This window comes from Vibrio sp. S12_S33 (genome assembly GCF_963889785.1).
GTDB lineage: Bacteria > Pseudomonadota > Gammaproteobacteria > Enterobacterales > Vibrionaceae > Vibrio > Vibrio aestuarianus.
Genome location: NZ_CAWPQZ010000039.1, coordinates 1 through 11,969, shown reverse-complemented (window position 1 = coordinate 11,969; position 11,969 = coordinate 1). Strand labels below are relative to the sequence as shown.

Annotated in this window: 12 protein-coding genes and 1 pseudogene; 9 read left to right on the top strand and 4 right to left on the bottom strand. The window is 43.2% G+C overall.

Annotated features, from left to right (window positions below):
• Positions 1-26 precede the first annotated feature (26 nt).
• Together AACW06_RS15235 and AACW06_RS15230 are read right to left on the bottom strand one after the other, a co-directional pair.
• A pseudogene (locus AACW06_RS15235) lies at positions 27-143 on the bottom strand (pyridine nucleotide-disulfide oxidoreductase); the annotation flags it as partial.
• A gap of 51 nt (positions 144-194) precedes the next feature.
• Positions 195-380, bottom strand: a complete 186-nt coding sequence (locus AACW06_RS15230) for a YgaP family membrane protein (protein ID WP_053310630.1) — start codon at positions 378-380, stop codon at positions 195-197.
• Positions 381-531: 151 nt separating this feature from the next.
• Here AACW06_RS15230 and AACW06_RS15225 point away from each other — a divergent pair, with 151 nt between their 5' ends.
• Genes AACW06_RS15225 through AACW06_RS15205 form a run of 5 tightly spaced genes read left to right on the top strand, consistent with a single transcriptional unit; the run spans position 532 to position 5,990 of the window.
• A complete protein-coding gene (locus AACW06_RS15225) occupies positions 532-843 on the top strand; it encodes an ArsR/SmtB family transcription factor (protein ID WP_053310631.1) in 312 nt (103 codons plus the stop codon).
• Positions 844-862: 19 nt separating this feature from the next.
• Positions 863-1,282: a YeeE/YedE family protein gene (locus AACW06_RS15220; RefSeq protein WP_192075716.1), complete on the top strand. Its 420-nt coding sequence runs from the start codon at positions 863-865 to the stop codon at positions 1,280-1,282.
• A 12-nt stretch (positions 1,283-1,294) separates the two neighbouring features.
• The gene (locus AACW06_RS15215) at positions 1,295-1,753 is read left to right on the top strand and encodes a YeeE/YedE family protein (RefSeq protein WP_053310633.1); all 459 of its coding nucleotides are present in this window, start codon (positions 1,295-1,297) and stop codon (positions 1,751-1,753) included.
• Positions 1,754-1,807: 54 nt separating this feature from the next.
• Positions 1,808-2,827, top strand: a complete 1,020-nt coding sequence (locus AACW06_RS15210; RefSeq protein WP_192075715.1) for an efflux RND transporter periplasmic adaptor subunit — start codon at positions 1,808-1,810, stop codon at positions 2,825-2,827.
• 1 nt (position 2,828) lies between these two features.
• On the top strand, positions 2,829-5,990 hold the full coding sequence (locus AACW06_RS15205) for an efflux RND transporter permease subunit (protein ID WP_192075714.1): 3,162 nt from the start codon (positions 2,829-2,831) through the stop codon (positions 5,988-5,990).
• Between the two features lie 60 nt (positions 5,991-6,050).
• Here AACW06_RS15205 and AACW06_RS15200 read toward each other — a convergent pair whose 3' ends face one another.
• A complete protein-coding gene (locus AACW06_RS15200) occupies positions 6,051-6,953 on the bottom strand; it encodes an endonuclease/exonuclease/phosphatase family protein (RefSeq protein ID WP_192075713.1) in 903 nt (300 codons plus the stop codon).
• Between the two features lie 293 nt (positions 6,954-7,246).
• Here AACW06_RS15200 and nrdD point away from each other — a divergent pair, with 293 nt between their 5' ends.
• From nrdD to AACW06_RS15180, 4 genes are all read left to right on the top strand, one after another.
• On the top strand, positions 7,247-9,367 hold the full coding sequence (nrdD, locus tag AACW06_RS15195; protein ID WP_192075729.1) for an anaerobic ribonucleoside-triphosphate reductase: 2,121 nt from the start codon (positions 7,247-7,249) through the stop codon (positions 9,365-9,367).
• 21 nt (positions 9,368-9,388) lie between these two features.
• Complete coding sequence (gene nrdG / locus AACW06_RS15190) at positions 9,389-9,856, top strand: anaerobic ribonucleoside-triphosphate reductase-activating protein (protein WP_168524578.1); 468 nt, start codon at positions 9,389-9,391, stop codon at positions 9,854-9,856.
• Between the two features lie 62 nt (positions 9,857-9,918).
• A complete protein-coding gene (locus AACW06_RS15185; protein ID WP_192075712.1) occupies positions 9,919-11,100 on the top strand; it encodes an amino acid aminotransferase in 1,182 nt (393 codons plus the stop codon).
• A 28-nt stretch (positions 11,101-11,128) separates the two neighbouring features.
• Positions 11,129-11,752 (top strand): ATP-dependent zinc protease family protein, encoded by a 624-nt coding sequence (locus AACW06_RS15180; protein ID WP_192075711.1) that lies wholly within the window; start codon positions 11,129-11,131, stop codon positions 11,750-11,752.
• Between the two features lie 99 nt (positions 11,753-11,851).
• Here the strand turns inward: AACW06_RS15180 and AACW06_RS15175 are convergent.
• Positions 11,852-11,969: transposase (locus AACW06_RS15175; protein ID WP_192075710.1), on the bottom strand; the 118-nt coding region annotated here is incomplete at its 5' end.

Below are 11,969 nucleotides of genomic sequence, written 5' to 3'. Positions count from 1 at the left end.
ATGTAGTCAATTATCTATTTCACTAAGGATACATAAGGGCCGCGCTCGAACATGATGATTTCAGCATCTTGACTTAGACGACGGGCACGGGCAGTTACTGATGCGCCACCAGCAACACCACCAATAATCACAATTTTAGTCATAACTCACTCCAAAAAAATTAATCAAAAGCTTGGCTTAGGGATATAACCCCTTTAACTTAGGCCAAGCTTCTTCAAGAAAAATACAGCAGGACAAATCCCTGTAAAAGCGCTTTGGATAAGGTTTACACCTACAAATACGGTTAACCAAACAAAGTTGGGATGTACAAACATCGTGAGAATTACCGAAAGCAATATCATACTGCCCGCCAATACTCGTACGCCATTTTCAATAGTCATATTGTTACCCTCCGTTGGAAATTGAAATCACTATAATCCTGTAAATTAGAAAAGTCTAATGTTTATTTATCTAAATTCGCATTAACTAAATAAGGATTGACTAAATTACATTTATTAGTATTATCTAATTTAAATGTGTCGCGGAGGAATAATGATGGATGCTACATCGATCAATATTGAGCAAATGAAAACCAATGCTATCGAAGTGTCTGAGTTGCTAAAAACGCTAGCTCACCCAGAACGCTTGATGGTGCTTTGCCAGTTAATAAATGGTGAGGTAGGGGTTGGGCAACTGCAACAAAGTTCGACGTTGAGCCAGTCGGCGTTTTCTCAGCATCTAACCGTAATGCGTAAGCACGGCATTATTCAAGCAAGAAAAGAGTCACAACAGGTGTTCTATTCGTTGTCTGATTCGCGCATTGCTCAGCTTATCCAAAGCTTACAAACCGTATTTTGTAATTAGTGAGAATAGAGGAAAAATAATGGCTTTTACCATTCCTTGGGAATCGTTGTTTGGTGGTGTTTTACTAGGGATATCAGCCACATTAATGTTGCTATTTAATGGCAAGATAGCAGGGATTAGTGGTGTTTTAACTGGGTTAATGACGCCCCAAACGCGTGACTTTGCATGGCGTTTATTGTTTGCGCTTGGCATGGTTTCTGGTGGTGTGTTGGGTGTGCTTTTCTTCAGTGCAGAAGTACCGCCAACCTTTACGATTGGTAGTGGCATGCTGGTATTAGCAGGGTTACTGGTTGGTATTGGTACACGCTTAGGGAACGGTTGCACAAGTGGACATGGGATTTGTGGTATCGGCCGCTTATCTCCTCGCTCTATTGTTGCTACTTGTGTTTTCATGGTGGTTGCAGCCATGACTGTGTTTGTGCGTCTTCATCTTAGTTAAGTGAGTGTAAAAATGAACAATCTGTTGTTTCGATTGACGTCTTTAGTGGCAGGCCTGTTATTTGGTTTAGGTATGGTGTTATCTGGCATGGCAGACCCAGCAAAAGTCGTCGGTTTTCTAGATATCACTGGCGCATGGGATCCAAGCTTAATGTTTGTTATGGGCGGAGCGCTTGCGGTTTTTATGCCAATGTACTTATTGGTTATTAAACCAAGACAGAAACCAGTCAATGCTGAACAATTCTGTTTATCGAATAACCGTAATATCGATGCAAAGTTAGTTTCCGGCGCGGCAATCTTTGGTATTGGTTGGGGATTGGCTGGTATTTGTCCGGGACCAGCGCTGTCAAGTTTAGCATTAGGAAATAGCGGCGTTTGGATTTTCTTCGCTTCGATGATGGTTGGACTAGGCGCTACTAATTTATTGATCTGTATTAATAATAGTAAAAAACGTCAAACACAAACTGCTTAGTGTATCTAAACTGGTATAGGCAGATGAAATCGTAATGATAAGTGAGGGATAAAGATGAAAAGGCTATCTTGGAGTGTATTAATTGCCTTGGTCAGTAGTAGTTACGGGATCAGCGCCTATGCCAGTGCTTTATACACAGTAAAAAGTGAACGACTACCGCAACGAGTTGAACTTGACGGTGTTGTTCAGCCTGTGAATAAGGGGACGGTGGCAGCACAAACGTCTGGCCGTGTTGTTGATCTATATGTTGACGTAAACGACTATGTTAAAAGCGGTGAGGTTCTGCTTGAAATCAGTGCGGTTCAGCAATCGGCATCTTTAGACGCATCTCAAGCTCAATTAGCCAGCGCTGAAGCACAAAACCGAGAAGCCCAAGCTCAGGTTAAACGTTATCGTTTACTCTTTCCTAAAGGCGCGATCTCTCAAGACCAAATGGATGGTGCTGAAGCGAAAGCGCGCAGCAGCGCTGCTGCTGTGAAAGCGGCAAAAGCTGCCGTATCACAAGCGAAAGAATCACTAGGCTACACCAATATTACGGCACCTTATGACGGTGTTGTGACTCAACGTCATGTTGAGTTAGGCGAAACGGTTTCGCCAGGAATGGCACTGATTAGCGGTTTTTCATTAGATAAATTGCGAGTAGAAACCGAGATCCCACAACGTTATCAACCTAATGTGACGACCATTGACCAATTTCAAGTCATCGCGCCTAGTGGCGAAAAAATCACACCAACAGAATTTAGCCTGTTTAGCTATGCAGACCCTCAATCTCACACCTTCAAAATTCGCTTAGATTTACCACAAACAGGGCAATTCAACTCTGCTGAAACTCTTATGCCTGGAATGTGGGTCAAAACTGAATTTAACTATGGTCAACGTGATGTCATGCTTGTGCCAAATTCGGCAGTTTTGCGCCGAGCTGAACTTAGTGCGGTGTATCGCATGGTGGATGAACAACGTATTTTGAACCCTGTACGTTTAGGACAAACCTATGGTGAATATGTCGAAGTGTTGTCTGGCTTGGAACAAGGTGACACGGTTGTAAGTCGTGCATTTACACAAGTGGGTGAGTGATATGGATAATCGTTTAGGCATTTCAGGTCGAATAGCAAAAGCATTCCAGAATTCAGCAATGACCCCTTTGTTAGCTTTGGTTGGGTTGCTGATGGGTGTATTCGCTGTGATGGTGACCCCTAAAGAGGAAGAGCCGCAAATAGACGTCACCTTTGCCGATGTTTATATCCCTTTCCCCGGCGCTTCACCTGCGGAAGTTGAAAGTTTAGTCACCAATCCTGCTGAACAGATCATTTCTGAAATTCAAGGAATTGATAAGATCTATTCTTTTTCTCAACCTGATGGCGCAATGATTGTGGCCATCTTTGAGGTTGGAGTACCACGCAACGAAGCTGTAGTGCGTATTTATAATAAGCTCTATTCAAATAAAGATTGGATGCCAGCCGGTGTCGGCGTCGGTGAACCAATCATTAAACCCAAAGGTATTGAAGATGTGCCGATTGTCAGCATCACCTTATCAGACAAGTTAGGGCTTTATGATAGTCAACAACTAACGCAAGTAGCTCATGGTTTAGAAACGGAGCTTAAGCGGATTGATGGCACACGTGATATCTACACTGTTGGACGCCAACCTACGATTGTCGATGTTCGATTAGATCCCGTCAAAATGAATAGCTTTGGTATCACGTTAGATCAACTTAATCAGCATTTACCGGCGGCGAATGCCAGTTCAACTATGCTGAAGTTGACACATGACAATCAGCAGTTTCCGATTCAGGTAGGTCAGTTTTTAACTCGAGTAGAAGAAGTAAAACAACTGGTTGTTGGGCTACATAACAATACGCCAGTCTATTTGTCTGATGTCGCTACAGTGAACTTAGGCGTTGATACCCCAACACAACATGTTTGGACCAGTGATAAGCAAGGCATCTATCCTGCGGTTACACTAGCCATTGCTAAAAAAGGGGGCGAAAATGCGGTGCGAGTCGCTCAAGTTGTTGAGGCGCGTGTTGTTGAATTGGAGAATCAATTGATACCCAAAGGCATCAGCGTTGAAATTACCCGTGACTATGGCCAGACTGCTGCTGACAAAAGTAATACCTTAATAGCCAAATTAATTTTTGCTACCACTGCGGTTGTGATTTTAGTTGTGCTTGCGATGGGCTGGCGTGAAGCGATAGTGGTTGGTATTGCAATTATTGTTACATTGATGATCACACTTTTTGCCTCGTGGGCGTGGGGCTTTACCCTCAATCGCGTTTCACTTTTTGCGTTGATTTTTTCGATCGGCATTTTGGTTGACGATGCTATTGTCGTGGTTGAAAACATCCATCGACATATGGCGCTGGGCAAAAATAAATTGTCGGAGCTTATCCCGGTTGCTGTTGATGAAGTCGGTGGACCGACGATTTTAGCGACGCTAACAGTGATTGCCGCTCTATTGCCGATGGCTTTTGTTTCGGGGCTAATGGGACCGTATATGAGCCCAATTCCGATCAATGCATCGATGGGGATGTTGATCTCTCTGGCGGTGGCGTTTGTGCTTTCACCATGGCTTGCAGGGAAATTTCTTAAATCAGCGCCACATCATCCAGAAGGCAAAGCCGCGAGCGGTATTTTCCATCGCATCATGACCCCCTTTGTAACCTCATCGTCACAGAGGCGTAATCGTTGGTTGTTGCTGTTGGGGGTGTTTGCCCTTATCACTGGGTCTATCTTGTTACCGGTGACGAAAGCCGTCATATTAAAAATGCTGCCTTTTGATAATAAATCTGAGTTCCAAGTTGTACTTGATATGCCAGAAGGTGCATCACTTGAAAAAACGCAACGTGTGTTGTTCGAATTAGGTGCGGTGCTTAATAATGTTCCAGAAGTGAGTGGCTACCAAATTTATGCAGGTACGGCGGCTCCGATTAACTTTAATGGTCTTGTACGTCACTATTTTATGCGTAACCAAGCCAACCAAGGGGATATTCAAGTTAACTTACTTGGGCGTAAAGAGCGAGATAAAGACAGTCACAGCATTGCAAGTGAAGTTCGCCCATTACTTAATGAGGTTGCTCAGCGATTTGGCGGTAAGGTAAAGGTCGTCGAAGTACCACCCGGGCCACCCGTTTGGTCGCCTATCTTAGCGGAAGTATATGGCCCAACACCTGAAATCAGAGCACAAGCTGCGCGACAATTAAGAGATATTTTCCGTTCAACACCAGATATTGTTGATGTCGATATGTACTTGCCTGAAATTCATCAAAAATGGCAAGTGGTGATTGATCGCAGCAAAGCTTCTCACTACCAAGTACCTTATGCGTCGATTGTTGATGCATTGGCAACAGCTGTGGGTGGAAAGCCTGTCACTTATTTGCACAGTGAGCACAGTAAATATCCGATTCCCGTTCAAATTCAAGCGACTGAAACGGCAAAAGTTCGCTTAGAGCAAGTGCTGAATATGAAAGTGGGGAGTTTGACGGGCAGTGCGTACCCATTATCGGATCTGGTAGAAGTGCGTCAAACGCAAATGGATGACTATATTGTGCATAAAAACCTGCTACCGATGGTGATGGTTGTTGCTGATATGACTGGTGAAATTGACAGTCCACTATATGGCATGTTTGAAATGGTACTTAATATGGATGAGTTGGGGCTACCGGTTGAGCAGTACTATATTCATCAACCCACGGGTTTAAATGGTGTGGAAATATTCTGGGATGGTGAATGGACCATCACTTATGAAACCTTCCGCGATATGGGTATTGCCTACGGCGTGGGAATGATTTTGATCTACTTATTGGTGGTTGCTCAATTTAAATCTTATCTTGTGCCTTTGATTATTATGGCTCCAATTCCACTCACTATCATTGGTGTGATGCCAGGGCATGCCATTTTAGGCGCTCAGTTTACCGCCACGTCCATGATTGGGATGATAGCACTGGCGGGGATCATCGTGCGCAATTCGATTTTGCTGGTGGATTTTATCAACCAACAGGTTGAAGCCGGAATGGAATTTTCGGAAGCGGTAATTCAATCGGCCGCGGTGCGAGCAAAGCCGATTATGTTGACAGCGCTAGCGGCAATGATCGGTGCGGTATTCATTCTCGACGATCCCATTTTTAATGGGCTAGCTATCAGTCTTATCTTTGGCATATTTGTATCGACGGTACTGACCTTGCTGGTGATTCCTGTTCTGTACTATGTGGTGATGAAGAAACGTTTTTGCCACCATTAGCATGAAATGCGCAATCTAGTCGTTGGCCGCCTTATTTAATAATGAGGCGGCCTTTTTAGTTTAATAATCGATCACACTGGTTATTGGACAGTGGTCACTCAAGCGGTATTTGAGAACTTGCTCACTTGGGTAGGTGATCTGTTGGGTTTGTGATGTTCCTAATGGGCGACTGACAATCACATGATCAATCAGAGAACGAAACTGATGAGTTTGTTGTAGGTTTTTGTTAGAGCGTACCTTACAAATCGCGGCTGTATGTTGACTAGCCAGTAGTGGGGATTGAGCTGTTCCCTCTGTTATTACCAGCCATAACCAGTCATTGGAGTAGGCCAAGTTGTGATTGAAATCGCCGAGGATGACATAGGCTTGATTCAACCGATCTTTTTCTAATAGCCATTGATTGAGCATCAACCCTTGTGCTTTCAAGGTTGTGCAGTTGGCTGAGTTCGCTCGGTATTTTCCGCTACAACCTGCTTTGAGGTGTACCGATAACAAATGAATTTGTTGTGGAGTGTTTGGATAAAGAACCACATAGCTCGCAAAGCGAAGTTTATGCTTGTTGTTTGGCGTGAGGTTGAGATCGTCAGGATCAGAAAAAGGAATGCTTTGGCGTATAGCAAAGCCTGTGTATTGATTTTGGTCGTTAAACTGATAATGGCGGTTGTCTTTGCTTGAGCGATCAGAGATAAGCACATCATATTCCATCCCTACCACGCGCTGTATTGCTTCTTGGCTATCGACTTCCTGAAATGCCAGCACATCGGGTGCAACATGTTGAAAATGGTGGTTTAGAGCCGATAAATCTTGCTCAGTTCGTTGTGACTCGATAATTTTTGCCGACGGTGTCAGCGACAACCACTCTATATTCCATGTCGCTAATTTAAGATTTTGTGCCCATCCACAAAAAGAGATCGTAAAAAGTATTCCTGCCGTTAAAACACGTCGAATTTTTGATTTTTTCATACGAATATTTTGCCTGCCTCATCTAAGCCTTTAGCCTAGCAGGTTTTGTGAAAATTCAAGAAAAAAATCACCCAAAATTGCAATTTTCATCGTTTCTTTTCTAAGTGAGAAGTAACACTCTAAGATTGAATTGATCTTGTACGATGATCGTTATTTGTTGATCTAAATCAATACGCTGGAGTAGTCGTTCTCGTTAAATACACCACAACATATTGTGTCAGTCGGATAATAAACAGCTCTATATAGTGTATTTGTGGATAAGTCTGTGGGTATGCTAGGGGTAAGGAGAAATGGTGAAACCTATCGTAATCAAACGTGACGGATCGAGAGTCCCGTTCAACCGTGATCGCATTCAATCTGCTGTTGAAAGTGCTGCTGAGCATGTCGACCAAGAGATCGCTATTTATGCGTTAAATGTTGCTCTAGCGGTTGAAATAAAGCTGAAAGATTACGATGAAGTCCATATCGCTGAAATTCAAACTCTGGTAGAGAACGAGCTAATGCAAGGTCCTTATAAAGCATTAGCTCGTTCATACATTGAATACCGCCATGACCGTGATATCGCACGTGAAAAACAGAGTGCTTTAACACAAGAAATTGAAGGCTTAATTGAAGAAAGCAACGCAGATTTACTCAATGAGAATGCCAACAAAGACGGTAAAGTGATCCCTACACAACGTGATTTATTAGCGGGTATTGTGGCTAAGCACTATGCAAAAACGCGCATTTTACCTCGCGATATTGTGCAGGCTCATGACGAAGGTGATATTCATTATCACGACCTTGACTATGCTCCGTTTTTCCCGATGTTCAACTGCATGCTGATCGATTTAAAAGGGATGCTAACCCACGGCTTTAAAATGGGTAATGCAGAAATTGACACCCCAAAATCGATTTCGACGGCAACGGCGGTGACTGCGCAAATTATTGCTCAAGTGGCGAGTCACATTTATGGTGGCACGACCATCAACCGTATTGATGAAGTGCTTGAACCGTATGTGATCACCAGTTACGAAAAACATTTAGAAATCGCCAAAGAGTGGGACATCCATAATCCTGAAGATTTTGCTATTTCACGTACTGAAAAAGAGTGTTACGACGCGTTCCAATCCCTTGAGTACGAAGTTAATACACTACATACCGCGAACGGGCAAACACCGTTTGTTACTTTCGGTTTTGGTTTAGGGACGAGCTGGGCATCAAAACTGATCCAGCAATCGATTCTAAAAAATCGTATTGCGGGTTTAGGCAAAAATCGCAAAACCGCAGTGTTCCCTAAATTGGTCTTTGCTATCAAAGACGGCTTAAACCACAAAGCGGAAGATCCAAATTACGACATCAAACAATTAGCTCTAGAGTGCGCGACTAAGCGTATGTACCCAGATATTTTAAACTACGATAAAGTGGTTGAAGTGACAGGTTCATTCAAAACCCCAATGGGTTGTCGCAGTTTCTTGAATACTTACAAAGAAAATGGTGAGTTACTCCACGAAGGGCGTAACAACTTAGGCGTAGTTAGCATGAACTTACCACGTATCGCGCTAAAAGCGGGTGGCGATGTGACCAAATTCTACGCACTGTTGGATGAAAAGCTAAAACTTGCTCGTCGTGCACTTGAAACACGCATTAGCCGTCTTGAAAAAGTGAAAGCACGAGTTGCGCCAATCCTGTATATGGAAGGGGCGTGTGGTGTGCGCTTGAAAGCTGATGATTCTATTGCGGATATTTTCAAAAATGGTCGCGCTTCAATTTCGCTAGGTTATATCGGTGTTCATGAAACTATCACCGCATTGTTTGGTCAGCAGAAGCATGTGTATGACGATAGTGAATTGCGCGAGCAGGCGTTAAATATCATTAAACACTTAAAAGATGCCGTAGAGTTGTGGACTGAAGAAACCGGTTATGCATTTAGCTTGTATGGCACGCCTAGTGAAAACCTTTGTAGCCGTTTCTGCCGTATTGATGCTAAAGAGTTTGGTGTTATTGAAGGGGTCACAGACAAAGGCTATTACACCAACAGCTTCCACTTAGATGTTCAGAAGAAAGTAAACCCGTACGATAAAATTGACTTTGAGATGCCTTACCCAGACATTTCTAATGGTGGATTTATCTGTTATGGCGAGTTTCCAAACATGCAGAGAAACGTGGAAGCGTTGGAAAATGTGTGGGATTACAGCTATAGCCGCGTGCCTTATTACGGTACAAATACGCCTATCGATGAATGCTATGAATGTGGTTATACCGGTGAGTTTGAATGTACAAGCAAAGGTTTCACTTGCCCTAAATGTGGTAACCATGATTCCTCTAAAGTATCGGTGACTCGTCGAGTGTGCGGTTACTTGGGTAGTCCAGATGCACGCCCATTTAACTTCGGTAAGCAAGAAGAAGTTAAACGACGCGTGAAGCATCTGTAATACTGGGTCAGTGAGATTTCAATGCATTATCATCAATATCACCCGATTGACGTAGTCAATGGCCCAGGGACACGCTGCACGCTGTTTGTCTCTGGGTGTGAACATCAATGTAAGGGGTGTTATAACCAAGGAACGTGGTCTTTGCGATCTGGTCATGCTTATTGTGCGGCATTAGAAGATCAAATCATTGCTGATCTCAACGATACTCGCATTAAACGTCGCGGGTTGTCATTGTCTGGCGGAGACCCACTGCATCCACAAAATGTCGCTTCCATCTTACACTTGGTTAAGCGAGTTAAAGCTGAATGTCAGGGTAAAGATATCTGGCTATGGACCGGCTACACGTTAAATGAACTCAGTAATGAACAGCAACAAGTTATTGAATATATTGATGTATTAGTCGATGGTAAATTTGAACAAGATAAAGCCGACCCTAGCTTGGAATGGCGTGGTAGTTCCAATCAAATAATCCACCAATTTAGACTGTAAAAATTCTGTATCTAGTGTTAACGTGAAGGTCATTACTTGAATTTCAAAGGGTTGTGACTTTCATGTTTTCACACTTACCAATACCAACACTTGATCCAATACTTTCATTATCCGTTGCATATCGTAACGATCCTCGCGCTGAAAAGGTTGACCTAGGCATTGGCGTTTACCGCAATAGCCAAGGTGAAACGCCAATCATGCGCTCAATCGCTAAAGCGCAAGACATTATTGTCGCTACGCAAACCACTAAAGCTTATGTTGGACTTGCTGGCTGCGAAGAATTTAACCAAAGCATGGTTAATTTGCTGCTTTCAGGAACATCGGCGATGGATCGCGTAGCTGCAATTCAAACTCCTGGAGCCAGCGGTGCGCTGAGAATGCTTGGCGATCTCATGCGTATTGCTCAGCCTGAAACTACAATATGGATCACCGATCCTAGCTATGTGAACCACAAACCTGTAATGGAAGCCGCTGGCCTGAAAGTGAGATACTATGCTTATTTCAGCCGTGATACTAAACAAGTAGATACCGCACGTATGCTTGAAGATTTAGCACAAGCAGGACCAAAAGATGTGGTGCTTTTACATGGTTGTTGCCATAACCCCACAGGTGCTGATATCGATTTTGCTGCATGGCAAGAAATTACCAAGCTTGCGCAAAAGAACGGCTTTATTCCGTTTGTTGATATTGCGTACCAAGGTTTTGGCGATGGCTTAGAAGAAGACGCTCAAGGTCTTCGCTATATGGCTGATAACATAGAAGAAATGTTGATTACTACTTCATGTTCGAAAAACTTTGGCTTGTATCGTGAACGGACGGGAGCTGCCATTGTTGTGGGTAATAATGCGCAAGATGTGGCGAATGCAAAAGGCAAACTTCTGACGCTAGCGCGTTCCACGTACACCATGCCACCAGACCATGGCGCAGCATTGGTGAAAACGATTTTGCAAAATCAAGAGTTAACTGCAATTTGGAAGCAAGAGTTAAGTGAAATGCAGCAGCGTTTGTTAAACCTGCGTAAAACCTTGTGTAATCAATTGAGAAATCAACATAATACTTCACAATTCGACTTTATCGAAAGTCACAAAGGCATGTTTACTGTGCTAGGCTTTACTGTAGACCAGATGACTCAGCTACGTGAGCAATATGGTATTTATGGGGTGGGGGATGGCCGAATTAACATTGCAGGTCTATCTGAAAAACACATTCCTTATGTAGCAGAAGCGATAGTAAACATCTCTTAAATTTTTATCAGTTTGATTAGGTGAATGAATGAAACAGCAATGGAAAGTTATTGTTCCTTTAATGCTCAGTGGCAGTTTAATGGCGTGTAGTACTACTAGCCAAATACCCGTTGAACCGGAGCAAAAACCTAAAGTTGAACAACCCAAACCAGAAACTGAACAACAAACGAAATCGGCTGAAAAGCCGGTCGAAAAACCAGCGATTGTCCTCAAGGCGAAAAAAACGTCAGATGGCAAGTTGATTCTGGGTGAAAAAGAGTGGGTGTATGTCCCCGGTTTAAACGAAAGTTTCAGAGCGCGTGTTGATACAGGGGCGACGACTTCTTCAATAAGTGCGGTTGATATTGTTAACTTTGAGCGCAACGGGAAAGATTGGGTTAAGTTCAGAATTGAGCATGATAATGTTAAAAGTGGCGAGATCAGCTTACCAGTTGAGCGTTGGGTGAATATTCGTCAATCTAGTGCTGAAGGTACACAACAGCGTGCCGTAGTTGTAGCATGGATAGAAATCGGTGATCTTAAAGAGAGAACGGAATTTACGTTGGCTGACCGCACTCACTTAACATTTCCATTGTTATTGGGGCGCAGCTTCTTTAAAGATGTTGCCGTTGTTGATGTAAGCCGTAAATACGTCCAGGACAAGCATAAGTAACGATTTATTTTCTGTCTTATTAATGTATTAAATAGACCAGCACTCTGTTGCTGGTTTTTTTATTACGTAATGAAAGTGAGTTACAGACATAAAAAAGGTTCATCGCGGCTTTCCGGGGAAAGCCGCTTTTATCTTCAAGAAGAAGTAGTCTGTATCTCGATACCCATAACCCATTCGCTTGATTAGCTTTATCTTGTTGTTCATCCCTTCCAGTGTG